Consider the following 24,352-nt stretch of genomic DNA (forward strand, 5'->3'; position numbering starts at 1 on the left):
ACCCTTCAATCACGCAGCGGTTTTTTCGAAACCTGGACTTTTCGCGACGTCTTTACGCAAGGTGCTTCCCCAACACTCGACAGAAATTGACTGGTCTGGCGGTTGGATCGCAGACAGACGACGCGACATGTTGACGGGGCCGTTGCCGCAAGCTGCTTCATCTTGGCACGCGCCGATTTACGGGTAGTCCACATGAAGTTGAAAAGTTCTAGGAGGTTCCCTAGCTGCTCTGGGCAATCCTCTGGAAGGTCGGGGCGAGGGCCGCCTCGTTGGATCAAAGTTCTGAGAAGCACACGCCAAAACCGAAGCATCGACGACCGATCAATCCATATTAAGAGATCGGCTCTGGCAATTCGGTTGTCCCAGGTGGCCGAATGGCCGCCTTCAAAAATCCACTGATCGCGAGCCTCGACCTCGCGACAAAGACGAGTCTTCTCATCTGCGTTTCGCTCGAGCCACCCCGGTTGCCAATGGATCCTATCGATATGGATGACCGGCAGACCGGTGCGCTTACCCATCTCCCGAGCCAGCGTACTTTTTCCTGAACCCGGCTGGCCAACAATCATGACTCGCTGCATAGGAGCCCCTGCTTATTGAACATCCTGATCATACTGGGCAGTGTAATCGTCATCCAGCCTCCTTCATCAAGTAGAAACCATCGCCCTAGCGGCCAGGATCGGGCACGTGGATTTGCCAGACGCTCACGTTGAACGCACTCTTAGACTTCAGCGAGGGTAATCCTAAGAAAGCTTAAAGCATCCTTGAAAATCTGATGCCATCTTTCAGACGCCTCACTTATTAGAGGATGCCAAAAAAATCTGAATTCATGCCCTCCATCATCTTCTGCAAAATGTACCCAAGTATCGGGGAGTTCTTGGGCCACATGACACTCATGAAATGCCCAGATGTGCCCCGTTATAATAGAACGCCACTCTCCCAAATCTCGCCCTAGCGTGGCTTGAATGCCGGCCTCTTCTAGCAGCTCTCGTACAGCTGCCAGGTCGGTTGACTCACCTAGTTCCACACTGCCTTTGACCAGTTGTAGGCCTGCCAATGGGTGCTCAAACGCCAAAATCTCCAGCGTTTCACGGTCTCGCAGTACCACTGGGCAAGCTTTATCCGCTGCCATGCAGTTACACCTGTTCCTTTTCAGTTGATCCCTAGATGGGGCGGGAAATTTATGGGAAGCAAGTTACCACCGAAACCGGATGACGCGAAAATCTGGTCAAGGTGTGTTGAGCGTTCGCTACGAAGCCGGGCGAGTGAAATTGAAGAACTGTTGCCGCATCGCCGGTAACCGGCTTAGTTACGCAAGACGGGATGCTCGGACGCTTACGAACTTTTCCCTATTTATCGGTCTATGTGGATAGGCACATCCGCTGGGTAAGCGCGAACCCGCAGGCTTCCCGCAGCCAGATGGCCCCACGTCCAATTGTCAATCAGAGGTTGTCTTCGCTCATGAAATTCCATGACCTACGGATGGTGCTCTTCGGCCTGTTCGCGTTCGCGGCAGTAGGCTCGGCATCAGCAACACAGATGAAGACCTCAACCCCTGTTTTCGCAACTGAAGTCACAGCCGTTCAGGCGCCTGTCCAGGCCGCCGGCAACCCTTGGCCGACCTTGGCTAATATGGCCGGCAAGCAGCCAGGGCCGTTGCTTGCCCATGACGACCGATACTGGCACGACGGCCGTTGGCACGACCGTAGAGACGATTGGCGCCGAGACGACTGGCGTAGAGATCAGTGGCGTAGAGAGCAAGCCCGCCAAGAAGCTGAACGCCATCGTTATTGGGAGCGCCACCAGGATCGAGCCATGCGGCACCGCTATGAGGACGATCACCGCTACTATCGTCGCTAGTGCGAAGCCACGGGATCAATCCGCCTGCAATACGGGCGATACTCCGCCAACCTGCAAAACCAGGACTCAAACCGGCCCGAAATAGCAGTGCTCGCCCACCAGGTTGTAGAAATCAGTCTGAATACGTCGACGAGGTAGAATCGGATGTTTGTTCAGCGCTTCCCACGTGAAATCTGATCGTTCGCAATGGGTTGTTTTCTGCCACTCGTGACAGGCAGAAAATGGCCAAGAGCAGTCGCTCAGATGCCACAATCCCAGCGGTGCACGTTATGGATAGCTACCCCGGTACCGAGTTTTTTGGCGCACCGACACTGCCCGCCCTACCGGCGACTGCAAGTGCCACGCAACAAGCCAATAACGAGAATGCGGCGAATGCACCCATCACGTGTAGATAAGGCAGCACGTGATTCCAGGCTCGAGCCACCCCCAGGAAAGCAGCGAATAACCAACCGCTCATGGAAAGCGCTCCCAACAAGGCGAGCCGCGCGCGGCCTGCACTGCGCAGTGCGACGAATGGAGCCTTTTGCAAAAGCGGGAAGCCGATTCGATGCAGTAATGCACCGTTCAGGCTAAGCAGCGCGACGACAGTCACCTTGGCCCAGAGTTTCTGATTGAGCAGATACGCGTCGCCTTCATTGAGATAACCCTGAAGCACCAGCAACAGTCCGCTTGCCCAAAGGGCCAGCAGTGCGAGGCTGACGATCTTCTGAGTTTCATCAAGGTACTCAAGCCTCGCCTGGTCCAGTATTTCCTTGCGCCAACTCCAAAGTTTGTGATCCGCCTGTAACACCCTCCCCAGGGCAATACACGTAGCGAGCAGATGACCGTATACGAGAAGCATTTTGAGCATTGCCTTGACCTTATTATTGTTTGGGCGTTGCGCTCCCTGCTTCGCTGATTGAAAACGAATGATACAAATTGGCAATTGCATTTACAAGATAACCGTTCATTAACATGTGCCGGCAGCTATGTGTCGCTTGCAGCCGGCCACGAAAGCCTGAATTAGCAGCCTTTACGGTGAGTGATCGGGGTCAGGCTGGACATCGACACTGCGCAGCTAAAAGTGCGCAGTATCTGGCCCGGCGGCGGGCAGGCTTGTCCACAGGGGTACGCTCTGCGTGACTTTGGCCATCCGGGTGATTTCCACTTGCAACTTATCCTTGCCGAGCAGGTAGTCAGCCAGCTTCTGCGAGAACGGCCAGTAGTTCAGGTCGGCAGTCACGGTCAGCGGCCCGACGGCGTCGGCCGGCACCAGGAAGGAAAACTCCCGAATATCGTAGCCCTTGGGCAGAATGCGGTTGTCCGAGAGAATTTGCGTGGCGTTCCAGACCTCGACATCCAACGGATTGCCGTCCTTGTCGCCTATATGCACTTTGAAATTTCGCGTGTTGTCCTCGGTCTTGCCTTCCTTGATCGCACCCAGTCGATAGAGCTCGCGACCACTGGCATCCAGCACCCGAAAATCGATCCACATCTCCCGTCCCTCCGGAAAGCCGGTCGGCAGCTTGTGCCCGGCGCCGACATTGGCAACTTTGACTGCGACCGAGGTGTATTGCCCGGGAATGATGGTTGCCGGCAGTTGCTCGAACTTTATTTCCGCCGCACGCGCGAGCATGTCGCGCGCGCGTTGCGCGCCTTCTTCCTGACCGAGATGCTTGAGCATCATGGCATTGGCGCCGCTGAACCAATGCGAGGCGACCTCCTCGCGGTCTGGCCCCATGATCGCGGCCTTACCCGCAAAACCCGGCATGTGGCAACTCTGGCAGGTCACATTGTTAAAGCTGTAGGCGCTCTCCTGCCATTCGTCATAGGTGCGCTCAACCGCCACACTGCTGAACGGGTGCGTGACGTTGTGGCAAGTGGCGCAAAAGTCCGAGCGTGTGTGCAGAGCGGAATACACGGTGTCGTGATAAGGCGAAATGGCATCTTTACGCGGGCCGAACTTGGTCGGCCTACCGTGCGCTCGAGGGCTCAAGACATAGGCGCCGTTATCGAGGCCGGTGCGAGCGCTGATGTTGTGGCAGGTCTCGCAATCGACCCCCGGCATCGGATGATTTTTCTCGCTGTCTTCAATCGAGGAGCGGTTGACTTGCGAATTGATCTGCCCGGTCGTGAGACCGATCGGGGTATGGCAGCCGGTGCAGAAGTTATCGACCTTCCCCTCGGTGGCCGAACTTGCACGCGTGAGCAAGGCCCGATAGATGGGTTCATCCCAGGCTTGGGACATCATCGACGAGCGCCACTGCTTGTAGATCTCCGTATGGCAAGCGCCACACACCTGAGCATTGTCGAAGTCTTTTACATTCAAAACCAGGTTGCCGGGGGTATTGGCCCGATGCGGAAAGAACGGCATCCCGCCAATCACATGCATGAGCCTGGAGCGAGCCGGCTCCACCCACTTCTCATTACCTTGATTGTCGTTACCCTGAGGTTCGTCGGCCGCCACAAGAGTTATCGTAAATAGGCAGGCGAGAAAGAACAAAAGACGGCGAACAACAGGTCTGATCACCAGGTAGATCAGGTTGTGGACAAAGGCTGCCAGTATTTCACCCGGCCTGGGCGAGTTATTGCGTATCTGGTAAAAGCGCTGCGCACACGTATGCTTAGAGCGGCTCATAAGCGTTTCCCCTAGACGGTTGCAGTGAATAACTGCTGCACTTCTATTGAGTGGCCAGGGGTAATGCGTGAAGCAAACCGATGGTTAGGTAATCACTCAATGGGGTACTTACAGCGGCACTGCTTCCCGACTCTGCACCTTGTATGAACGGGATAAGCTCAGTCAGCAATTACTCTGCCAGCGTTGTGTAAAATATGTGTGATGACTTGAATACTCCGCAAACATTGGTCACGGATTGAAACAACGTGCTAATGGAGGCGCGAATACTGCAGAGCAATACCCCCCATTAATGGGGGCGTTCACTCCGATATCGGGGGGGCCACTATTTCTGCCCGTTCCTGCTCATCTTCACCCGATAACTATGTGACACACAAACATGCATAGATGAAGGCGTGGCTGGCGAAACTTAAGCGCGTCCATGTTCATACACACCGGCCTCCAGCTCTCACGCTGATTGTCTGCGCCAAGTGCCGGGCGACGTGCCGAACTGACGTTTGAAGGCGCGACTGAATGCGGCTTCGGATTCGTAGCCAACTGCAAAGCCGATTTGCGCCACACTGCCGCGACCTTCGCGCAGGTGTTGAGCTGCCACGTGCATACGCCAGAGCGTCAGGTATTGCATCGGTGGCTGTCCGACCAATGCCGTGAATCGCTCCGCGAATACCGAGCGCGACATCCCCACTTCAAGCGCCAGGGCTTCTGCAGTCCAGCCCTCGGTTGGGCGAGCATGGAGTAGCGCCAGTGCGCGCCCGATATGCGGATCTCGCAAACCCGCCAGCCACCCGCGCCGCTCAACGGGGAGGCTTGCGACATACTGGCTGACGGCTTCGACAAATAGCAGTTCGGATAGCTTGGCAATGACCGTCGCCGAGCCGACGCGTCCCGCCGCGATTTCGCTGACAGCAAAACGGAACGAGCTTTCGATCCAGGCTCCCGAAGCCGTCGCGCGAATGTCTAATTTCAATACGGATGGCAGCGACGAAAGCAACGGACTGAAGGGTGTTTCAGAGCCGAGGAATCCGCACAATAACTGCGTGGCCTCGCCGCCCCCACCGTACTTGATTCGTGAAATGCCGCCGACTTCTGGCGGCTGAACAACTTCGCTCGCCGACATGGGCGCAATACTCAGGTCGCTGCCAAAAGTATGAGGGTCATTGCGGGGAAGCAGAACGAGTTCACCTGCCTCCACGTCGATGGAGGCACCACCGTCGATGCGCAATTGCATGTGCCCCGCGGCGACAAAATGCGACGCAATGATATGCCGAGGTGCCGCCAGGAACGGTTTGCAATCATCCGCCGAGATTCTTCCGTTGATGCACCAGGGCGCAGTGAATTCCGCCTCGAGGAAAACTCCTCCAGACAGCCGAATCACACGCAAGACATCAGAAAGCGCATCCAACACTTGCCTGCCCTCTTTTCCGGACGCCTGAGCATGTAATCCGGCGCACTGGTCATTCACCGCCTGAACGGCGAGACCTAGATTAGCACCAACGCGGACTCAGCGATCGAGACTATCCCCCCGACGCTTCACCTGTGGTCATTGGCTCCGACGTCAACCGTAATTGCCCCGTTTCAACCGACCAAGGCAGCAGGAGATCCATATGAACAGCGTCGCTACCCTACCCAGCTCAGAGTCAGACAACGCCGACCGTTATGCTCAAATTGTCAGATCATCGAAAAAGGCCGAATGGCAGATCGATCGCGATTTGCTACAGGACAGGAGTTTCGACTTCTCGCGCAAATTCTTGCCCGATGGACTATCACAGATCGACCGCCTGACCTTTCTCGCCGGGGCCGAGGCGCGCCTGCTCAGCCAGATTCAGGGCCGGACCTATGCGTATATCTTTGGCCTGGTCGAGCGTTTTATCAGTGCCAAAATGCTCGATCAAGGTCGGGCCCATGTCTTTGACAATCAGCTCGCACTCGAAGCGCTGGTGCGCTTTTCCAACGACGAGATCAAGCACCAGGAGTTGTTTCGGCGCATGGAGATGATGATGGGTACGCACTTGCCAGCGGGGTATCGTCAAGTGGCCGATCCCAACGATGTGGCGCGTGCGGTACTGGCGGCCAGCACGTGGTCGGTTCTGGCGCTGACCTGTCATATCGAGCTGTTTGTCCAGGCGCACTACGTACAAAGCATCGCACCGCGCGAGGAGTTGTGCCCACTGTTCAAGGATGTCTTCAAATTTCACTGGAAGGATGAAAGCCGGCACGTCGTACTCGATGAACTGGAGTGGAAGACGGAGCATGCGCAACTCTCGCCAGCCGAGTGCGACCAGGCGGTGAACGATCTGATTGCGCTGGTGGCGGCCGTCGACGGAATTCTTCAGGCGCAATCGGCATCCGATGCCGACTACTTTATTCGCAATGTTTCACGACCGTTCAGTGTCGATGAGACAACGCAAATCAAAGCCTGCGTGCTGAGCGCCTACCGCTGGCAATACATTGTCTCGGGCGTGCTGCATCCACACTTTGGCCGGCTGCTTACAAGCATGACAACGCCAGCACAGATGTCCAGGATTCAGACTGCACTGGCACCCATCATGAGCCATTGATCGACAGCGCGCGACCGACGCCTCGTCGGCCGCGCGGCTGTGGGAAGACGTGCTGAAAATGATTTATTGAGGATGGCGGCCATGACCATACCGATGTGGATGCTGCTTGGGTTTTCGACCTGGACTTTGCTGCTGTTGATGGCAACCGTCGGCGTGTACCGCTGGGTCGCCATCTTGTTCTCGAATGTTCCGATTGCCTCGTTCCGAAGCGATCAGCTCGAAGGCGAAGATTGGTATCGGCGCGGGACACGAGCACACGCCAACTGCGTGGAAAATCTGCCTGTCTTTGCTGTCATCGTGTTCGTGATTTCAGCCCTTGGTGTCAGCGGCCCTGCAGTGAACTACTTGTCCACACTCGTCCTGATCGCTCGCGTGTGCCAGTCTTTGGTTCACGTATCCCATGTGCAAACCGATACGTTCGTGGCAATTCGGTTTACCTTCTTTTGCGTCCAGTTGGTGTGTTTTCTCGCGCTCATTGTGATAGCCGCTTTTTACGGCTAAGTAGCAGCTCCAGCAAATCGAGCGGACAATAAATATGTCCGCTTTTCATTGCTTGATGTAGTCGTTCTGCCTTGACCGTTTTCTGGAAGGATTGACCCATTGGCGGATTGAAGCGGGATTTACATTAACGATCAATATTTGATGTCCCGAGCGGTGCGGCGCGTGTCCTGCTTGGTACTGCGCTTGTCCTGGCGACATTCTGCATTGTTCTTGTCACTGGCCTTTCTGCAATCGTACTTGGTTTGCCGTGCGTCGGAGCGCCCTGTTTGCCTCGTATCCCGCGCTTCACGCCGTTGTTCTCCCTGCTCTGTCGCATACGCCGGCACCGAGACCCACTGCACACCCGCGGCGACGACCAGTGTCGCCAAGGCCATCAAGACGTGCTTGCGAATCATGATGTTCCTCCAYTTCAAAAACGCTCAGTCGGCTCGCTCACCGAGCATGTTCAGGGGAAACTGCACTTACATTGTTCACTCATACTCCACAAAAGCTTTTGTGACGCCTGAAATCTGACGATAGGACTCCCCAGGCATTCGTGCAAGGCGCTTCGGTCGCTGATAGTCGTCAAAACTCGTGCATCTCTACCACCTCACTGATTCTCATCCTGCCGTTTGGCCCCCTCCACAGGATACGTCGCGAGGTAGCTGTTGACCGCAGTGCCCAACGTCGGAAAAAACGCGGTTTCGCCAAGCTGGGTGAAAAGCCCGAATCGCTTCAGTTTGTCCTTGACCGGGTCTTTCATCTCGGCCAGGCACAACTCGATGCCCGCCGCGCGCAATGTTTCGTCCAGTTCAGCCAACATGTCGGCAGAGGTCACGTCCACACTGGTCATAGGTTCCGCCGCAACGACCACCCAGCGTACCGGCGTAGGGGACGTGGCCACCGCGTCCAGCACCCGTTCATTGAACAACTCGGCGTTGGCGAAAAACAAAGGCGCATCCCAGCGGAAAAGGACCAGGCCGGGAAGCAGTCGTGCGTCAGGAAAACGCTTGATGTCATGGTAGCCCTGAACGTCATCGACACGTCCCAGCACCGTGGAGTACGGCCGCCAGCCATCCCACAGGAATTCAATCACCGCAATCACAATGGCCAGGGCGATCCCCTCGATTGCACCAAACACAGCGACGCCGACGGTGCAGGCGATGGACAGCCAGAACTCCCACTGCTGAATGCGATAGATGCGTCGCAGATCCGTGACCTCGATCAAGCCGATGGCCGATGCGATCACGACCGCCGCCAGCGCGCTGTTGGGCAGGTCCTGCAACAGGTTCGGCGCCACCAGCAACAGCAAGGCAACCGCCAGCGCTCCGACGACACCGGACAATTGGGTTCTGGCGCCTGCGGCCTCGGCCACCGGTGTGCGTGACGAACTGCTGCTGATTGGAAAACCCTGGAAAAAACCGGCCGCCAGATTGGCGACGCCGAGCCCCACCATCTCCTGGTTCGGATCAACGTAAGTACGCGAACGTGCCGCATAGACACGCGAGAGTACGCTGGTGTCGGCGAACGAAACGAGCGCGACGGCAATGCCTCCGATCAGGACCGGGACCATATCGGCTTGAGTGATCCAGGGAATGGCAAACGCCGGCATGCCTTGTGGAAGCTCGCCGAGGACCGATATTCCGTATTTCGAGGCAAGGTCCAGCACACCGACGGCGATGGTTGCGCCTGCCACGGCGATCAAAATACCCGGAATGCGTTTGTGCCCCTTGAGCAACAGGATCACCACCAACGTGGCGGCACCGACGGCAAACGTGACCCAGTTGGTTTTTCCGTCCAGCACCGAGGTGATGATCGCCCACATATTTCTCAGCGGCCCGGCGGACTCGATCTTGAAGCCGAAAAATTTGGGCAATTGGCTGATCAATACGGTCAGCGCGATACCGTTCATGTACCCGTAGCGAATCGGTTTGGAGAGCAGTTCCGTGATGAAACCCAAGCGCGCTATGCCGGCCAGGATGCAGACCACCCCCGACACAATAGCCATCATTCCCGCCAGGGCGACGGCGCGGTACGGGTCGCCGCCCGACAGTGGCAGGATCACGGCAAGGATGACGGCCGCCAGCGAGGAATCCGGCCCCAGCACCAAAATCCGGCTCGGCCCGAATAACGCATAAGCGAGCAGCGGAATGATCGTCGCGTAAAGACCATAGATGCCGGGTACGCCCGAGGCCACCGCGTAGGCGATACCCACTGGCACCAGCATGGTGGTCAGGACGAGTCCGGCGACGATGTCATTTCGCAACCAGGCTATTTGATAGGTGAGTAGCGTGTTCAGTCCAGGCAGCCAGCGGCTCCAGTGTTTCTGTTCGGCGCCGGCTACCCGATGTGCAATACGGCCCGGTTCGGGGGCGGAAGGTACAGAATTCGAATCGCTCATAGAACTGTAACCCCTTGGTGTACAGCGCGTAATGGCTTAGAGGCAGCTGCAGAATTGCCGAATCCGCTTTTGTTCGTCATCCGCCGAGCGCGACGATCGCGACGATCAGAACCGCGCCAGTGACCGCCATCGCAACCCCGCCTTGCCACGGTTTTGCGCCGGCGTATCGCGCCAGTATCCAACCCGCGATGAACAGCACCGCGAGCCCGACCAAATTAGATAGACGAACGGCGAGCGCCGTCTCTTCGAGTAACAGGAAAGGCACTACAAGTGGAAAGGTCGATGCCACCACCAACAGAAAAACGCCCAGTGCACCTTTGAAATCATCCCAACCGAGGCGCGACTGTACCGACGTGGCGGGGTAATCGACCAGGCGGCTGCGTAACAATTCCAGGGTCTCGGGCTTGGCTGCTGCCGCCAGGTGCGACGGCAGAGCCCCCGCCACCAGCGCCTGGCCGGTGGCCGCGTCCGCCCCGCCGAGTTTCTCGTATAACGTGCTTTTACGCGTGCGGTCGATCAACGCGCGCAGTAGATACATCACCGCGTCTGCAAGCCCCCAGGCAAGATTGCAACCGAGCGCGGCAAACATCATGGTACGTTCAGCCTCCTGGCCCGATGTCGCCACGCTGATCGTTCCAGTGAACGTCATCGCCATGAGCAGGCCGAATATGACCTCTGTGACACGATCGACCGGGTCGAGGATCCGTGCCCGCTTCTGTCCTTCGGTGTTTGGCATGCGTCCTACCTCGCTGAAAGGTACCCACGTGTGCAAGTTTCATAGGCCAGAGCACAGCGCTATCAGGCGGTGCTCTTTTTCGATTTCACTTAATTGTAGTGACAAAAAAATTTGTCGCCGACTTCGAGCGCGATGTCTACAACAGCGCACCTGATGCAGCCTCTATAACGGTTAGCACGCGAATGCCTGCCTTGCCTGTTCGCATCAATCTCCCGCAAGCAGCGCCCTGACCTGTAACAACGCGCTGCATCAGCAACGACTAAGCTTTTACTGGTAAGTCTTGTCTCCCCAGGAGATTCCGATGATCGCCACGCCCCTGTCTGAACTCGATGCCGCCCTGCCCGGTCTGGCCCGCAAGATCCGCGTGCTGGATGCCCTGGCGTGGCCCGATGGCGTCGAAGAAGCCTTCCTGGCGAATTGGCGCAGCGGGCATGCACAGTTGCCGAACGTCGAACTGCGTCCGCGTGACCACAGCGCCGACATCGACGCGCTGGAATCCTTTGTTGACCATTGTGATGAAGCGCATCCCGCCGGGAACTACCTCGCCATGACAGCGCGAAGCTATGCCACGGCCGGACGCATGCTGGGGGCCATTGGCACTCCCGCCTTTACTGACTATTCATCAGCGCTGTACCGGCGCCCGGATTTCCATTACCCCCGCCTCAACCTGAGCATGCTGGACGCCGCCCGGTTCTTCCTCGACACCACCGACGCCCTTCTGGGCAGTGCCCGGATTCCACCGAGCCCGGCCGAGATCCCGGCCGAGGCCTTTGCCGCCTGGATGCAGCCGGAACTGGACCGATTCTTCGGCGAGGGCCAGGTCACGGTGATACTCGATCCGACCCTGGCCGCCAAGGCCATCGCCGGGGCGAGCCGCATCCGCCTGCGCGCCAGCGCGATGTTCTCTGAACTGGACAAGAATCAGCTATTGCAGCACGAGGCGTTCGTGCATATCGCCACGGCACAAAACGGCGCGCGCCAACCCAACCTCAAAAGCCTCGGCCTTGGGGCACCCCGCACGACACAGACTCAGGAGGGTATTGCTACCTTGGCCGAGCTGTTCACCGGCAGCATGGACATCAACCGCTTGCGTCGCCTCGCCTTGCGCGTGCTCGCCGTCCAACAGGCGCTGGAGGGCGCCGATTTCATCCAGGTATTCGAAGGTTTTCTGGCGGCCGGTCAGTCGCAGGAGGAGTCGTTTCGCTCCACCCAACGGGTGTTCCGCGGCGCCGACCTGCACGGTGGGTCAGCGTTTACCAAGGATGCCGCCTACCTGACTGGCTTGCTCGGCGTCCATACCCTGCTGCGCATCGCGATTCGCGATAACCGGCCGGAACTGGTTGGCCATTTGTTTGCCGGGCGCCTCAGCCTGGGGGATACCGTACGCCTGGCGCCACTGTTCGAGTCGGGCTGGCTCCAGGGGCCGGTCTATCTTCCAGCGTGGGCCAGCGATCTGCGCCTGCTCGCCGCCAACCTCGCCTTCTCAGCCTTTATCGCTCGGATCAAGCTGGATGTGCTCGACCTGGAGGTGCTCGTGGCGTTTGCAGACGAGCACGAAACCGATGCCAGTGCCCGGTGATGACGCAAGCTACAAACTGAGTGGTTTGGTATGAGTTTCCAGAGCGGATCGAGCGAATGTAAATAAATAGCAGAATTTTTTTGTTTGCTACGCTTAATGAGCGGTATCGAAGCTGAGGTCTGGGGTTAGCAAAGTCGGACCTCACCTCTGTGGCATTGATCCACTCATTCCAAACCTGCCTGACCACATGGAGTTGCAATGCGCATTCCATCACTCTACACGTTGTCAGCTGTCCTTATTTTGAGCGGATCTTTCTGCGTATCGCAGGCAGTGGAAGCGGCCTCAAGCACGACCACTGCCGTGCCAGCGCCCGCCAGTTCGACGCTTAAAGATGCCGTGTTTACCCAGGAACAGCTGGATCAACTGCTGGCGCCCATTGCGCTTTACCCGGATCCACTGCTGGCACAGATTCTGATGGCCAGTACGTATCCCGGGGAATTCAGCGAAGCAGTCGCCTGGTCTAAAGCCAACCCGAACGCCAAGGGCGATGATGCAGTCAAACAAGTGCAGAACAAGCCCTGGGATCCGAGTGTACAGGCGCTCGTCGCCTTCCCGCAGGTGTTGGCCACGCTGGGACAGGATCCCGTGGCGGTACAACGCCTGGGTGATGCCTTCCTGGCGCAGCCCGACGATCTCATGGCAGCGGTGCAACGCTTGCGTCATCAGGCGCAGGCAGCAGGCAACCTGCAGAGCAACCAATATCAGAACGTGACGGTTCAGAATTTTCCGGCACCGGCACCGGCAGCCACGTCCACAACTGTGGCCCCGGCTCCGGCCAGCTCCTCCACCATCATCATTGAGCCGGCCGATCCACAGGTTGTCTACGTACCCACTTATAACCCGACAACCACCTACGGCACCTGGCCTTATCCTGCGTCGCCTCCTGCGTACTACCCACCGCCGCCCGCCTATTACCCCGGCCAGGCATTGTTGACCGGGCTGGCGTTTGGTGCCGGTGTGGCCATCGTCGGTTCGTTGTGGGGCGAATGTGACTGGGGTAATAACGACGTCGACATCGACGTCGAACGCTACAACAACATCAATGGCAACAACCGAATCAACGTCAATCAGAGCAAGTGGGAGCATAACTCCGCGCATCGCAATGGCGTTCCCTATCGCGACAGCAGGAGCCGCGAGCAGTACGGTCGTCAACTGAACGGTGCCAATCAGCGTGAAGCCTATAGAGGGGACACCGCCCAGCGAGCCCAGCAGCGTGAAAATGCCCGTAGCTCGATGGACAGGGCCGGTATCGAACGACCTCCCACCACCAACCGCGAAGCCCGTGATCAAGCGCGCGACGCCCAGGCCAGAGGCGTGGACAGCAATCGGGCACAAGGTGGTACAGACAGGGATGCTGCCAGGCAGAACGCAGCCAACAGACAGAGAGCGGCTGAAAGACAGAGTGCAACTGACAGACAGCAGGCTTCTAACAGAGGCCAGGGCACTGACAGAAACACACGGGAAAATCAGCAACCCAGGAAACAGACCGCTGATGCCAGACAGCGCGGACAGGGTAACGCACAGGCGCGCCAAACTACGAAAAGTCGGCCGACCACGCAGGTCGCCAGTAAGGGCAGTGCCCGCAACAACGCATTTGCCGGCACGCGCTCACCGTCCCAAGTCAACGCACAAGCGAATCGTGGCCGGGCCAGCCAGGCATCGGCCCAGCGCCCGAGTGCCTCGCGATCAGCCGGCAAACAGGTCAGTCGGCCGTCCAATCCACCAGCGCGTCAAAGTCAAAGGGGTGGCCGTCGTTGAATAACAATCCTCGAGTGAAGACACTCATGGGCTTGCTTCGTCAGTCCCTGGCGATAACGGCAGGCGTTGCGTGGTCCTGCATGGTCATGGCACATGAGGAATTTCCAACGCCCGAAAAGGCCGCTCAAGCGTTCGTCGAAGCACTGGGTACGAAACAGGCCAATAATGAACGCCTGACAGAGTTACTGGGTAAAGAATGGCGTAGTTACATCCCTCGCGCAGGTGCGGAGCGCAAAGATGTCGATGCATTTTTGAAGCTGTACCACGAGCAAAACCACATTGAAAAAACCAGCGACGGCGAGGCGATCCTGTCGGTCGGAACCAACAACTGGACACTGCCTGTCCCCATCGTAAAAGGCACGAAAGGTTGGCACTTCGACATCAAGGCCGGCAGTGCCGAAATTCGCGCACGTCGAATTGGCCGCAACGAACTCGCCGCGTTGCAATCGGCGCAGGCCTATCACGACGCCCAGATGGATTATGCGTCTGTGGATCGTGACGGTGACGGCGCACTTGAGTATGCGCAGAATATCTACAGCGCCCCCGGCAAGCACGATGGACTTTATTGGGCAGACGACGATAGCGGTCAGATCAGCCCGTTGGGTCCCTCGTTCGGCAAAACCATTGCCGGAGAAGCCTGGCATGGTTACCACTTCCGCATCCTGACTGGCCAAGGCCCTTCGGCACCGGGTGGTGCCTACAGCTACCTCATCGGTGACAAGATGAGCCGAGGTTTTGCACTGATCGCCTGGCCGGCGAAATACGATGATACCGGTGTGATGAGTTTCATGATCAGTCATGACGGCCAGATATTTGAAAAAGACCTGGGGCCTGATGGTGAAAAGTTGGCGCAGTCGATGAAGCTCTTTGACCCGGATGACAGCTGGAAAGAAGTCTCGGAAGATCAAGACTAGAACCTGGCATTCAAACAGCCGCTGCGCCGGTACTTCGGTACCCGGCGCCATCGGAGAGGAAGATCGGCTAAAGAATTTCGTATACCCTAGCGCTATCTCACTCCAAACGACCGCCGACGTGAACCTACCCAAACTCAACGCTCCCGACCTTGGCAATACGCCTTCGACCTCGGAAATCATCACCCGTCATTTGCGGGACGCGATCGTCGCCGGGCATTTTGCCGAGGATGAACCGATTCGCCAGGACGACATTGCCCGCCAGTTCAACGTCAGCAAAATCCCGGTGCGCGAGGCCCTCAAGCGGCTGGAGGCCGAAGGCCTGGTGATGTTCCAGCGCAATCGCGGGGCGATGGTCACGCGGATTTCCGATGCGGAACTGGCGCAGATGTTCGAAGTGCGTATGTTGCTGGAGGACAAGGTGTTGCGCCTGGCCATTCCCAACATGACCGAACAGACCTTCGCCCGTGCCGAGAGCATCTGCCAGGAATTCATCGGCGAAGACGACGTCGGGCGTTGGGCCGAGCTCAACTGGGAGTTGCATTCCTGTCTTTACGAACCGGCGCAGCGGCCGTTTCTGGTGAGTCTGATTCGTTCGGTCAACGACAAACTGGAGCGCTACCTGCGCATGCAGATGAGCCTGTCCGCCGGCAAGGAGCGCGCCGATCACGAGCACCGCGAGATTCTTGCGGCCTGCCGTGCCGGGGATGTGGATCTGGCGGTGAAGCTGTTGGATGAGCACATTGCCGGGGTCTGCAAGACCCTCTTCGAGCATCTGCCCCACGCTCACTGATCGCTGCGGACACTGTGCTGATTTCGTCATCGGCACAGGTTAAATCCATCAAGCCGACACCCGACCGCACGGGCCACTCTAGCGTTCACTCAACCGAATGGACGTGGCCCTCCCATGAAAAACATCTCCGTCATCGACTCCCACACCGGCGGCGAACCGACCCGTCTGGTGACCGCCGGTTTTCCTGATCTGGGCAGTGGCAGCATGGCTGAACGGCGCAAAATCCTGGCCGAACAGCATGACCAATGGCGTGCGGCGTGCGTGCTGGAACCACGGGGCAGTGATGTGCTGGTGGGTGCCCTGCTCTGCGAACCCGTAGACCCGAGCGCCTGTGCCGGAGTGATTTTCTTCAACAACAGCGGTTACCTGGGCATGTGCGGTCACGGCACCATCGGTCTGGTGGCTTCTCTGGCGCATATGGGCAAGATCGGTCCTGGCGTGCACAGCATCGAGACGCCTGTGGGCACGGTACAAGCTACCCTGCACGACGACCATTCGGTCAGCGTACGCAATGTCCCCGCCTATCGTTATCGCAAAGATTTGGCATTGCAGGTGCCGGGTATCGGTCAGGTGACCGGCGATGTCGCTTGGGGCGGCAACTGGTTTTTCCTGATCGCCGATCACGGCCTGCGGGTGTCCGGGGACAACCTTGAGGCGCTGACCGCTTACACCTACGCGGTGCAGCAGGCACTGGAAACCCAGGGTATTCGCGGTGAAGACGGCGGCCTGATCGATCATGTCGAGCTGTTCGCCGATGACGATCACGCCGACAGCCGCAACTTCGTACTTTGCCCTGGCAAGGCCTACGATCGTTCACCGTGCGGCACCGGTACCAGCGCGAAACTGGCGTGCATGGCGGCTGACGACACCTTGCAGCCAGGGCAGATCTGGCGCCAGGCCAGCGTGATTGGCAGCGAGTTCGAAGGCTCCTTCGAATGGCAGGGTGAGCGTATCGTGCCGACCATTCGTGGCCGCGCCTTCATCAGTGCCGAAGCCCGCTTAATCATTGAACAGGACGATCCGTTCGCCTGGGGCATTCGCCCATGAGCCAGGGCCGTGTGGCCGATGTGATCGTCATCGGCGCCGGTATCATCGGCGCGGCTTGCGCCCAGGCGCTGGCGCGTCGCGGCTTGCAGGTGCTGGTGCTCGATGCCGGCCTGCATAACGCGACGGCAGCGGGCATGGGCCACTTACTGGTGCTCGACGACAACCCGGCCGAACTGGCCCTGAGTGATTATTCCCTGCAACGCTGGCGCGAGCACGCACCGGACTTGCCCGACGGCTGCGCTTACCGTAACAACGGCACGCTCTGGCTGGCCGCCAACGCCGAGGAAATGGCGGTGGCCCACAGCAAATGCCTGAACCTGCAGGCTCAGGGAATCGCTTGTGAACTGGTCGGTGCCAGTGCCTTGCGCCAGCGTGAACCGGAACTGCGCGAGGGCCTTGAAGGGGGATTGCTGATCAAGGGTGACGGCATTCTGTATGCGCCCGCCACGGCCAATTGGATGCTCGACACACCGAACATCCGCCAGCGCCGGGCACATGTCACGGAGGTCGATGGCCATCGGGTACGCCTCGATGACGGCCACTGGTTGAGTGCCGAAGCGGTGGTGCTGGCCAACGGTATTCAGGCCAATGAACTGTGCCCTGAGTTGCCCATCGAGCCGAAAAAAGGTCACTTGCTCATCACTGACCGCTACCCCGTCACCGTCACCCACACCTTGGTGGAACTGGGTTACGTCACCAGCGCCCATAATGCCAAGGGCCCGTCGACGGCCTGCAATATTCAACCGCGTCCGACCGGACAATTGTTCATTGGAGCCTCGCGGCAATTCGGCACGACCGACCCGCAGGTCGAAGGCTGGATGTTGGCGAAAATGCTCAAGCGTGCGGCCGAATACATGCCAGGGTTGGCTCGGCTCAATGGCATCCGCGCCTGGACCGGTTTTCGTGCCGCCAGCCCCGACGGCTTGCCGCTGGTGGGTCAGCACCCACAACGTCAGGGCTTATGGCTGGCGGTCGGTCATGAAGGACTGGGGGTGACCACCGCGCCCGGCACCGCGGATTTGCTGGTCGCGCAACTGTTCAACGAAACCCCGCCACTGGCTGCGCAACCCTATCTGCCCCAACGTTTCCTCGGAGAACCTGTGTATGCCTGAATTGATGCTCGACGGTCATGCCCTGAGGGTCGCCGACGGTACCAGCGTCGCCGCAGCCCTGGCGTTGGGCGGCAACGGTTGCAGCCGCACCTCGGTCAGCGGTCAACGGCGCGCACCGCTGTGCGGCATGGGCATTTGCCAGGAATGCCGGGTGACCATCGACGGTCGCCGTCGCCTGGCGTGCCAGACCCTGTGCCGTGACGGCATGCAGGTGGAGACACACCCATGAACGAATACGCCGATCTGTTGATCATCGGTGCCGGCCCCGCCGGCATGGCCGCCGCACTGGCAGCAGCACCCAGTGGTGCACGCATTGTCATGCTCGACGACAACCCGTTTACCGGCGGGCAAATCTGGCGCGACGGCCCTCAAGCCAGTCTCCCCGCTCAGGCCCGACACCTGCGTGAGCGGTTACAGTCCCACGGCAATATCCGCCATCACAGCGGCACTCGGGTGATCGCCAATCCCGGTCTGAAACAATTGCTGGTCGAAGACGACGATCACGGCTGGCTGATCAGCTATGGCAAATTGATTCTGTGCACCGGTGCCCGAGAGTTGCTGTTGCCCTTCCCCGGCTGGACGCTGCCTGGGGTCACCGGGGCCGGGGGTTTGCAGGCACTGATCAAATCCGGACTTTCGGTGCGTGATGAGCGCGTGGTAATCGCCGGAAGCGGGCCGCTCTTGTTGGCCAGTGCGGCTACCGCAAAAAAACACGGAGCATCGGTGCTACGCATCGCCGAGCAAGCTTCGCTCACGGCGGTCTCCGGTTTCGCTGCGCAACTGCCGCGCTGGCCGGCGAAATGGTTGCAGTCGTTCAGCTTGTTCAACCGTCATTACCGTGCAGCCACTCATGTAATCGCAGCCCTTGGCACTGACCGACTCGAAGGCGTACGCCTGCAACAGCAAGGCAAAATCGTCGAACTGGAATGTGATCGGCTGGCCTGTGGATTCGGCCTGATCCCGAATATCCAATTGGGTCAGGCGCTGGGTTACGCCATTGAAGGACAGGCGTTGGCGGTGGACATCTGGCAGGCCAGCAACCGCGCCGATCATTACGCGGCAGGTGAATGCACCGGATTCGGTGGCAGTGAACTGGCCTTGGTGGAAGGTGCGATTGCCGGCCACGCCGCAGTGGGCGACGTTGTAGCAGCCCGCCAACTGTGGCCGCGCCGGGCACGCTGGCAGGGGTTCGCCAATGCACTGAATCAGGCATTCGCCCTCGACCCGCGACTCAAATCCCTGGCGCGCCCCGACACCTTGGTTTGCCGTTGCGAAGATGTGGCATACGCCGCATTGGCTGGGCACACGGACTGGCGTGAGGCCAAGCTGGCCAGTCGCTGCGGCATGGGGGCCTGCCAGGGGCGTGTGTGTGGCGGTGCGGTGCAGCATCTGTTTGGCTGGCAACCCTCAGCGCCGCGCCCACCGTTCAGCCCGGCGCGAATCGAAACTTTGATGTGCCTGGACGACACCCCGCCCGCGTGATGATCGCATCGGGGGTTTCGGCCACGCTGCCGAGCCACTATGATCCCGGGGGTCGACATCAGGCCCCCAACGCCATGTACCCCTCGCTCACCACGTTTAAACCCTGCGACTTGCCGACGCTGCTGAACAGTCTTCAGCCGATCGCGCCGCTGCTCGATACCCTGTCGGACGTGGTGTTTTTCATCAAGGATCGCGAGGCCCGTTACGCCTTCGTCAACCAGACCCTGGCCCGGCGATGCGGTTTCAAACACAGTGAGGAACTGCTGGGACGCACCGCTGAAATGGTCTTCCCGGAAAAGTTCGGCCCGCTGTACACCGAACAGGATCGACGGGTGCTCTCCAGCGGCCGGGTACTAGCCGACCAGTTGGAACTGCACCTGTATTTCGGCAACCAGCCGATCTGGTGCCTGACCCACAAACTAGCCCTCAAAGATGAACAAGGTCGCATCGTTGGCCTGGCCGGCATTTCCCGCGATTTGCAATCGCCACAATCCAGTCATCCTGCTTATCAGAAGCTCGCCGCGGTGGATTCGCATATCCGTGATCACTTTGCCCGACCTATCAGCCTTGCCGAGTTGACGGACATTGCCGGGTATTCGGTGGCGCAACTGGAGCGTCATTGCAAACGGGTATTCCAGCTCACACCGCGGCAGATGATTCACAAGGCACGGCTGGAAGAGGGTTCACGGTTGTTGTTGCATAGCGATTTGCCGATTACCGAGATTGCCTTGCGTTGTGGGTATACCGACCATAGTGCTTTTAGCCGGCAGTTTCGGGCGTTGACCAGTTTGTCGCCGAGTCAGTATCGCGACAATCAACACTGAACCTATAACATTCTCATGAGCCTGTCTGACACTGAGGCTATCGGTTTTTATGACACGGCGTGGATGGTGGTTGACGCGGGCAGGTTATTGATCTGCTGCATAGATGACAGATTGTGCAGTATCCAATGTAGTGGGACGACGAGTGAAGTAGGTATCACCCTCAACGGTGTGGATCTCATAATCCGTTTGGGGCGCAGTATGGCCCAATGCAACGGTATGCTTGATGATTTTCAGTACTCGCTGAAACATCACAGCCTGAGTACCGTTGCGGGTTGGTCCGGTGAGTACGCTCACATTTTGAAACCAGCCGTCGTTCCTTTTGTTCGCCACCAAGGTGTGGCTCAGCGCCTCAAAACGTTCCATGCGGGTAAACCCCCAGAGCGTCTGTTCCTTGACCGCCTTGCCCGGTGTGGCAGAACCAGTGAATACAAACAGGTTGATATCCGGATTGTCTTCGCAGAAGAAATCATAGGGTACCAGCCCGTCCACCATTTTCTGCCCAGATACAAATCCCTTTTTATGAACCAGAAACATGCCGACCTCCTCTCAATGGCATCACTCAGAAAATCAGCAAACGTTGAGTAAGCTTCAGTGAGAAGTCTACTGAGACAGTGCGTACAGGGCGGTCAAGGCAATGTAATTTCGTGTAAAGATCAAGCCCGATGGGGCAAACGAATATCCATGATCAACCCACCGGACGGCTCGTTGTACGCCGCAATAGTGCCGCCATGCACCTCTACCGCCCTGGAGGCGATTGCCAGTCCCAGGCCGAAACCACCGCTGTGCTCGCCGATACCACGCTCGAAGGGATGGAAAATGCTCTGCAGTCTGCTGCTTTCGACTCCTGGCCCCTGATCGATAATTTGTACGGTCAGGCTTTGTGTTGGCAGATCGACCGCGGCGCAGACCCGCACTGTACTCACCGACCGGGTATGACGCACTGCATTGCGAATGACGTTCTCGAAGCACCGATACAACAGCTCGCCGTTGACACGGCTGACGAAGGCCGGACAGGCCTGCAGACTGACCCGACAATTTTTTATCTTCGCCTCGAATTGGGCGTCCTCGACGATTTCCGCCAACAACTCGATGACATCCAGTGATTCACACTCGAAACTCTCGGGCCGGCCCTGTAAGCGCGCCAGGGTCAGCAGGGCCTCGATCAGCGTATCCATGCGTACCGACTCGCGCTCGATGCGCTCGATCATTTCCAGGCGAGTCGGGACCTGATGCAACAGCCCAATGGCGGCCTGCATGCGCGTCAACGGTGAACGTAGTTCGTGGGAGATGTCGTGCAACAGATGCTGCTGAGCCTCCACCAGTAATTTCAACTGGTTGGCCATTCGGTCACAGTCCTCGGCCAGGTCGACGATTTCATCGCGGCGCCTGCCCATCATCGGTTTGACCCGGGTATCGAAGTGCCCCTGCGCGACATCGCTCATCGCCCGCCGCAAGTAGGCCAACGGCCAAGCCAGATAGTAGGCCAGGTACCCGCTAAACAGCGCACTCATCACGGTGCCGACGATCAGCGGAGTCAAACGCCCGGGCCTGCCATTATCGTCACGACCAGGAGAACGAGAGGACCTGAGCGAAAGTGTGACCCCCTCTTTACTGATGAACGAGCGCTCATAAGTCGGTTGCGATACCGGTGAGCCGGCCAGCAGCTGGCCAGCAACGTCATATACGCCAATCGCCTGACCAGGAGGATGCTGCCACACCGCCAGGAGTTGCTTGCCCGATTCGATGCCAAATTGCTGCAGCAGCTGTTCCTCACTGACCAGGACAACCTCCAGATGAGGATCGCCGGGGCGGAAGTTTTCCAGGATCAGAATGCCCAGCCCGACAAAGAACGTCAGACTGGTAGCCAGCCAGAACGCCAGGAACAGTTTCCAGTACAAGCGGCTTGGCCTCATCATTCCGCGATCAACAGATAACCGAGGCCACGCACACTCTGAATCCACGCGCTGGTGTCGGGACGCGGCCCCAGTTTTTGTCGAATGCTGCTGATGTGCACATCGATGCGCCGGTCATAGCGGGTCAACGGATGCCCCAAGGCATTGAGCGACAGCTCCTGTTTGCTCACTACTTGTCCTGCCCGTCGGGCCAATTCTTCAAGCAAGCTGAACTCGGTACTGGTAAGGCCCAGCTCGCGCCCATGCCACCGAGCCTGACGCTTGCCCGGCCACAAGGTCAGAGTGCCGCTCTCGATGACTTCCATGGCTGGCGGGCTCATCGATCGCACCCGGCGCATGATCGCCCGCAAACGTGCCACCAGTTCACCCGGAGAGCTGGGCTTGGGCACGTAGTCATCGGCGCCAAGTTCCAGGCCGGTGATCCTGTCGATATTGTCGCCACGAGCCGTGAGCAAAACTACGGGCACCTGGCTGCTGGCCCGGATACGCCTGAGAACCTCGATACCTGACAGTCTCGGCATCATCACATCCAGCACCACAATGCCATAACGACCCGAAAGCGCCTGGTGTTCGCCCTCCTCGCCGGTGTGTACGGCAGTCGCCTCGAAGCCTTCTCTCTCCAGGTATTGGCAGAGCATTGCCGTCAGTTCCTGGTCATCGTCGACTAGCAATACGGAGATCATGGCGGGCTCTTGAGTGAACATCGTCGCATTATCTCTATTGCCCCGCGCACCGTCATCGTTTCAGTCCAACCTTTACCTAACTTGACACTTGGTTAACCGCACCAAACATCCCGCGCTTTTATGCTTGACGTCCACCCGCCTGGCCCCTGTGCGGTGACCCGTCTACGGCGAGTTATCCAGGCGTGCCTGCGCTGCTTGTCGATGTATCCTGGAACAACTTGATGAATTTTTCGCACCTTCTCTGCTCGGTTGCGCTGCTGCTCAATGCCACATTTGCGCACGCCCAAGGCTTCAAAATCTCCGATATTCGCGTCAATGGCCTCCAGCGGGTTTCCGCGGGTAGCGTCTTTGGTGCTTTGCCGTTGAACGTCGGTGAACAGGCGGATGATCGTCGCCTGGTGGAATCCACTCGTGCGTTGTTCAAAACCGGGTTCTTTCAAGATATCCAGCTGGGCCGCGATGGCAACGTCCTGGTCATCACGGTAGTCGAGCGCCCGTCGGTCGCCAGTATCGAGATCGAGGGTAACAAGGCRATCTCTACTGAAGACCTGATGAAAGGCCTCAAACAATCCGGTCTGGCTGAAGGCGAGATCTTTCAGCGTGCCACGCTCGAAGGTGTGCGCAACGAACTGCAGCGCCAATACGTCGCCCAGGGTCGCTACTCCGCCACCGTCGACACCGARGTAGTGCCGCAACCCCGTAACCGTGTCGGGTTGAAGGTCAACATCAACGAAGGCACCGTCGCGGCTATCCAGCACATCAACGTGGTGGGTAACACCGTTTTCCCTGAAGAAGACCTGATCGACCTGTTYGAACTGAAGACCACCAACTGGCTGTCGTTCTTCAAGAACGACGACAAGTACGCGCGTGAAAAGCTTTCCGGTGACCTGGAGCGTCTGCGCTCCTACTACCTGGACCGTGGCTATATCAATATGGATATCGCTTCGACGCAGGTGTCCATCACCCCGGACAAGAAACACGTCTACATCACTGTCAACATCAACGAAGGCGACAAGTACACCGTTCGTGACGTCAAACTGAGCGGTGACCTGAAAGTCCCTGAAGATCAGATCAAGTCCCTGCTGCTGGTTCAGAAAGGCCAGGTGTTCTCGCGCAAGCTGATGACCACCACCTCGSAATTGATCACCCGCCGTCTGGGTAACGAGGGTTACACCTTCGCCAACGTCAACGGCGTGCCTCAGCCCCATAATGAAGACCACACGGTCGACATCACCTTCGCTGTGGATCCGGGCAAACGTGCTTACGTTAACCGTATCAACTTCCGTGGCAACACCAAGTCCGAAGACGAAGTGCTGCGCCGCGAAATGCGTCAGATGGAAGGTGGTTGGGCTTCGACCTACCTGATCGATCAATCCARGACGCGTCTTGAACGCCTGGGCTTCTTTAAAGAAGTGAACGTCGAAACCCCGGCTGTGCCAGGTGTCGATGACCAGGTTGACGTGAACTACGGCGTTGAAGAACAGGCTTCCGGTTCGATCACTGCCAGCATTGGCTTCGCACAAAGTGCCGGCCTGATCCTCGGTGGTTCGATCACCCAGAACAACTTCCTGGGTACCGGTAACAAGGTCAGCATCGGCTTGACC

24 protein-coding genes are annotated in these 24,352 nt (G+C 58.4%); 13 read left to right on the top strand and 11 right to left on the bottom strand.

The window, feature by feature from the left end:
• Nucleotides 1-5: 5 nt before the first annotated feature.
• Nucleotides 6-578 carry a P-loop NTPase family protein gene (locus tag AC1DWM_RS20595; protein ID WP_477796000.1) on the bottom strand — a complete coding sequence of 191 codons (573 nt, stop codon included), beginning with the start codon at nucleotides 576-578 and terminating at the stop codon, nucleotides 6-8.
• Between the two features lie 140 nt (nucleotides 579-718).
• Nucleotides 719-1,129 carry an NUDIX hydrolase gene (locus AC1DWM_RS20600; RefSeq protein WP_477796001.1) on the bottom strand — a complete coding sequence of 137 codons (411 nt, stop codon included), beginning with the start codon at nucleotides 1,127-1,129 and terminating at the stop codon, nucleotides 719-721.
• A gap of 329 nt (nucleotides 1,130-1,458) precedes the next feature.
• Here AC1DWM_RS20600 and AC1DWM_RS20605 point away from each other — a divergent pair, with 329 nt between their 5' ends.
• Nucleotides 1,459-1,857 carry a hypothetical protein gene (locus AC1DWM_RS20605; protein ID WP_477796002.1) on the top strand — a complete coding sequence of 133 codons (399 nt, stop codon included), beginning with the start codon at nucleotides 1,459-1,461 and terminating at the stop codon, nucleotides 1,855-1,857.
• Nucleotides 1,858-2,134: 277 nt separating this feature from the next.
• Here AC1DWM_RS20605 and AC1DWM_RS20610 read toward each other — a convergent pair whose 3' ends face one another.
• From AC1DWM_RS20610 to AC1DWM_RS20620, 3 genes are all read right to left on the bottom strand, one after another.
• Nucleotides 2,135-2,707, bottom strand: a complete 573-nt coding sequence (locus AC1DWM_RS20610; protein ID WP_223520246.1) for a hypothetical protein — start codon at nucleotides 2,705-2,707, stop codon at nucleotides 2,135-2,137.
• A 207-nt stretch (nucleotides 2,708-2,914) separates the two neighbouring features.
• Nucleotides 2,915-4,474 (bottom strand): multiheme c-type cytochrome, encoded by a 1,560-nt coding sequence (locus AC1DWM_RS20615; protein WP_223520236.1) that lies wholly within the window; start codon nucleotides 4,472-4,474, stop codon nucleotides 2,915-2,917.
• 445 nt (nucleotides 4,475-4,919) lie between these two features.
• Entirely contained in the window at nucleotides 4,920-5,876 is a 957-nt protein-coding gene (locus tag AC1DWM_RS20620; protein ID WP_223520234.1) for an AraC family transcriptional regulator, read from the bottom strand.
• 199 nt (nucleotides 5,877-6,075) lie between these two features.
• On the opposite strand from AC1DWM_RS20620, the gene AC1DWM_RS20625 reads away from it, so the two are divergent.
• Nucleotides 6,076-7,029, top strand: coding sequence for a hypothetical protein (locus tag AC1DWM_RS20625; RefSeq protein ID WP_477796003.1), 954 nt, complete (start codon nucleotides 6,076-6,078; stop codon nucleotides 7,027-7,029).
• Between the two features lie 81 nt (nucleotides 7,030-7,110).
• Nucleotides 7,111-7,530, top strand: coding sequence for an MAPEG family protein (locus AC1DWM_RS20630; protein WP_223520230.1), 420 nt, complete (start codon nucleotides 7,111-7,113; stop codon nucleotides 7,528-7,530).
• Nucleotides 7,531-7,661: 131 nt separating this feature from the next.
• On the opposite strand, the gene AC1DWM_RS20635 is transcribed toward AC1DWM_RS20630, so the two are convergent.
• The 3 genes from AC1DWM_RS20635 to AC1DWM_RS20645 form a co-directional block, all read right to left on the bottom strand.
• The gene (locus AC1DWM_RS20635) at nucleotides 7,662-7,925 is read right to left on the bottom strand and encodes a hypothetical protein (protein ID WP_452627146.1); all 264 of its coding nucleotides are present in this window, start codon (nucleotides 7,923-7,925) and stop codon (nucleotides 7,662-7,664) included.
• Between the two features lie 194 nt (nucleotides 7,926-8,119).
• The gene (locus tag AC1DWM_RS20640) at nucleotides 8,120-9,910 is read right to left on the bottom strand and encodes a SulP family inorganic anion transporter (protein ID WP_223520226.1); all 1,791 of its coding nucleotides are present in this window, start codon (nucleotides 9,908-9,910) and stop codon (nucleotides 8,120-8,122) included.
• 76 nt (nucleotides 9,911-9,986) lie between these two features.
• Complete coding sequence (locus AC1DWM_RS20645; RefSeq protein ID WP_223520224.1) at nucleotides 9,987-10,646, bottom strand: VIT1/CCC1 transporter family protein; 660 nt, start codon at nucleotides 10,644-10,646, stop codon at nucleotides 9,987-9,989.
• Nucleotides 10,647-10,947: 301 nt separating this feature from the next.
• Between AC1DWM_RS20645 and AC1DWM_RS20650 the strand changes: the two genes are divergently transcribed.
• From AC1DWM_RS20650 to AC1DWM_RS20690, 9 genes are all read left to right on the top strand, one after another.
• Entirely contained in the window at nucleotides 10,948-12,225 is a 1,278-nt protein-coding gene (locus AC1DWM_RS20650; protein WP_223520222.1) for a flavohemoglobin expression-modulating QEGLA motif protein, read from the top strand.
• A gap of 198 nt (nucleotides 12,226-12,423) precedes the next feature.
• A complete protein-coding gene (locus tag AC1DWM_RS20655) occupies nucleotides 12,424-13,983 on the top strand; it encodes a DUF3300 domain-containing protein (protein WP_223520220.1) in 1,560 nt (519 codons plus the stop codon).
• Nucleotides 13,984-14,009: 26 nt separating this feature from the next.
• Nucleotides 14,010-14,897, top strand: a complete 888-nt coding sequence (locus tag AC1DWM_RS20660) for a DUF2950 domain-containing protein (RefSeq protein WP_477796004.1) — start codon at nucleotides 14,010-14,012, stop codon at nucleotides 14,895-14,897.
• A 118-nt stretch (nucleotides 14,898-15,015) separates the two neighbouring features.
• Entirely contained in the window at nucleotides 15,016-15,687 is a 672-nt protein-coding gene (locus AC1DWM_RS20665; RefSeq protein ID WP_223520217.1) for a GntR family transcriptional regulator, read from the top strand.
• 114 nt (nucleotides 15,688-15,801) lie between these two features.
• Nucleotides 15,802-16,734 (top strand): 4-hydroxyproline epimerase, encoded by a 933-nt coding sequence (locus AC1DWM_RS20670; RefSeq protein ID WP_452627153.1) that lies wholly within the window; start codon nucleotides 15,802-15,804, stop codon nucleotides 16,732-16,734.
• Entirely contained in the window at nucleotides 16,731-17,846 is a 1,116-nt protein-coding gene (locus AC1DWM_RS20675; protein ID WP_477796005.1) for an NAD(P)/FAD-dependent oxidoreductase, read from the top strand. The genes AC1DWM_RS20670 and AC1DWM_RS20675 overlap by 4 nt, the downstream gene beginning before the upstream one ends.
• Entirely contained in the window at nucleotides 17,839-18,075 is a 237-nt protein-coding gene (locus AC1DWM_RS20680; RefSeq protein ID WP_223520211.1) for a (2Fe-2S)-binding protein, read from the top strand. The genes AC1DWM_RS20675 and AC1DWM_RS20680 overlap by 8 nt, the downstream gene beginning before the upstream one ends.
• Nucleotides 18,072-19,328 carry an FAD-dependent oxidoreductase gene (locus tag AC1DWM_RS20685; protein WP_477796006.1) on the top strand — a complete coding sequence of 419 codons (1,257 nt, stop codon included), beginning with the start codon at nucleotides 18,072-18,074 and terminating at the stop codon, nucleotides 19,326-19,328. The genes AC1DWM_RS20680 and AC1DWM_RS20685 overlap by 4 nt, the downstream gene beginning before the upstream one ends.
• Nucleotides 19,329-19,402: 74 nt before the next feature.
• Nucleotides 19,403-20,152 (top strand): AraC family transcriptional regulator, encoded by a 750-nt coding sequence (locus AC1DWM_RS20690; protein ID WP_223520207.1) that lies wholly within the window; start codon nucleotides 19,403-19,405, stop codon nucleotides 20,150-20,152.
• A gap of 84 nt (nucleotides 20,153-20,236) precedes the next feature.
• Here the strand turns inward: AC1DWM_RS20690 and AC1DWM_RS20695 are convergent, their stop codons facing one another.
• The 3 genes from AC1DWM_RS20695 to AC1DWM_RS20705 form a co-directional block, all read right to left on the bottom strand.
• A complete protein-coding gene (locus tag AC1DWM_RS20695; protein WP_223520205.1) occupies nucleotides 20,237-20,686 on the bottom strand; it encodes a hypothetical protein in 450 nt (149 codons plus the stop codon).
• A 119-nt stretch (nucleotides 20,687-20,805) separates the two neighbouring features.
• The gene (locus AC1DWM_RS20700) at nucleotides 20,806-22,068 is read right to left on the bottom strand and encodes a HAMP domain-containing sensor histidine kinase (RefSeq protein WP_223520203.1); all 1,263 of its coding nucleotides are present in this window, start codon (nucleotides 22,066-22,068) and stop codon (nucleotides 20,806-20,808) included.
• A complete protein-coding gene (locus AC1DWM_RS20705; RefSeq protein ID WP_477796007.1) occupies nucleotides 22,065-22,748 on the bottom strand; it encodes a response regulator in 684 nt (227 codons plus the stop codon). The genes AC1DWM_RS20700 and AC1DWM_RS20705 overlap by 4 nt, the downstream gene beginning before the upstream one ends.
• 221 nt (nucleotides 22,749-22,969) lie before the next feature.
• Here AC1DWM_RS20705 and bamA point away from each other — a divergent pair.
• On the top strand, nucleotides 22,970-24,352 hold a 1,383-nt coding region (gene bamA / locus AC1DWM_RS20710), incomplete at its 3' end, for an outer membrane protein assembly factor BamA (RefSeq protein WP_477796008.1).

The sequence above is a fragment of the Pseudomonas sp. P4_C8 genome (genome assembly GCF_056401975.1).

What these genes read in the sequence shown, in the direction of transcription:
- AC1DWM_RS20595 (WP_477796000.1), bottom strand. Translation starts at nt 578, where the DNA reads ATGCAGCGAGTCATGATTGTTGGCCAGCCGGGTTCAGGAAAAAGTACG.
- AC1DWM_RS20600 (WP_477796001.1), bottom strand. Translation starts at nt 1,129, where the DNA reads ATGGCAGCGGATAAAGCTTGCCCAGTGGTACTGCGAGACCGTGAAACG.
- AC1DWM_RS20605 (WP_477796002.1), top strand. Translation starts at nt 1,459, where the DNA reads ATGAAATTCCATGACCTACGGATGGTGCTCTTCGGCCTGTTCGCGTTC.
- AC1DWM_RS20610 (WP_223520246.1), bottom strand. Translation starts at nt 2,707, where the DNA reads ATGCTCAAAATGCTTCTCGTATACGGTCATCTGCTCGCTACGTGTATT.
- AC1DWM_RS20615 (WP_223520236.1), bottom strand. Translation starts at nt 4,474, where the DNA reads ATGAGCCGCTCTAAGCATACGTGTGCGCAGCGCTTTTACCAGATACGC.
- AC1DWM_RS20625 (WP_477796003.1), top strand. Translation starts at nt 6,076, where the DNA reads ATGAACAGCGTCGCTACCCTACCCAGCTCAGAGTCAGACAACGCCGAC.
- AC1DWM_RS20630 (WP_223520230.1), top strand. Translation starts at nt 7,111, where the DNA reads ATGACCATACCGATGTGGATGCTGCTTGGGTTTTCGACCTGGACTTTG.
- AC1DWM_RS20635 (WP_452627146.1), bottom strand. Translation starts at nt 7,925, where the DNA reads ATGATTCGCAAGCACGTCTTGATGGCCTTGGCGACACTGGTCGTCGCC.
- AC1DWM_RS20640 (WP_223520226.1), bottom strand. Translation starts at nt 9,910, where the DNA reads ATGAGCGATTCGAATTCTGTACCTTCCGCCCCCGAACCGGGCCGTATT.
- AC1DWM_RS20645 (WP_223520224.1), bottom strand. Translation starts at nt 10,646, where the DNA reads ATGCCAAACACCGAAGGACAGAAGCGGGCACGGATCCTCGACCCGGTC.
- AC1DWM_RS20650 (WP_223520222.1), top strand. Translation starts at nt 10,948, where the DNA reads ATGATCGCCACGCCCCTGTCTGAACTCGATGCCGCCCTGCCCGGTCTG.
- AC1DWM_RS20655 (WP_223520220.1), top strand. Translation starts at nt 12,424, where the DNA reads ATGCGCATTCCATCACTCTACACGTTGTCAGCTGTCCTTATTTTGAGC.
- AC1DWM_RS20660 (WP_477796004.1), top strand. Translation starts at nt 14,010, where the DNA reads ATGGGCTTGCTTCGTCAGTCCCTGGCGATAACGGCAGGCGTTGCGTGG.
- AC1DWM_RS20670 (WP_452627153.1), top strand. Translation starts at nt 15,802, where the DNA reads ATGAAAAACATCTCCGTCATCGACTCCCACACCGGCGGCGAACCGACC.
- AC1DWM_RS20675 (WP_477796005.1), top strand. Translation starts at nt 16,731, where the DNA reads ATGAGCCAGGGCCGTGTGGCCGATGTGATCGTCATCGGCGCCGGTATC.
- AC1DWM_RS20680 (WP_223520211.1), top strand. Translation starts at nt 17,839, where the DNA reads ATGCCTGAATTGATGCTCGACGGTCATGCCCTGAGGGTCGCCGACGGT.
- AC1DWM_RS20685 (WP_477796006.1), top strand. Translation starts at nt 18,072, where the DNA reads ATGAACGAATACGCCGATCTGTTGATCATCGGTGCCGGCCCCGCCGGC.
- AC1DWM_RS20690 (WP_223520207.1), top strand. Translation starts at nt 19,403, where the DNA reads ATGTACCCCTCGCTCACCACGTTTAAACCCTGCGACTTGCCGACGCTG.
- AC1DWM_RS20695 (WP_223520205.1), bottom strand. Translation starts at nt 20,686, where the DNA reads ATGTTTCTGGTTCATAAAAAGGGATTTGTATCTGGGCAGAAAATGGTG.
- AC1DWM_RS20700 (WP_223520203.1), bottom strand. Translation starts at nt 22,068, where the DNA reads ATGATGAGGCCAAGCCGCTTGTACTGGAAACTGTTCCTGGCGTTCTGG.
- AC1DWM_RS20705 (WP_477796007.1), bottom strand. Translation starts at nt 22,748, where the DNA reads ATGATCTCCGTATTGCTAGTCGACGATGACCAGGAACTGACGGCAATG.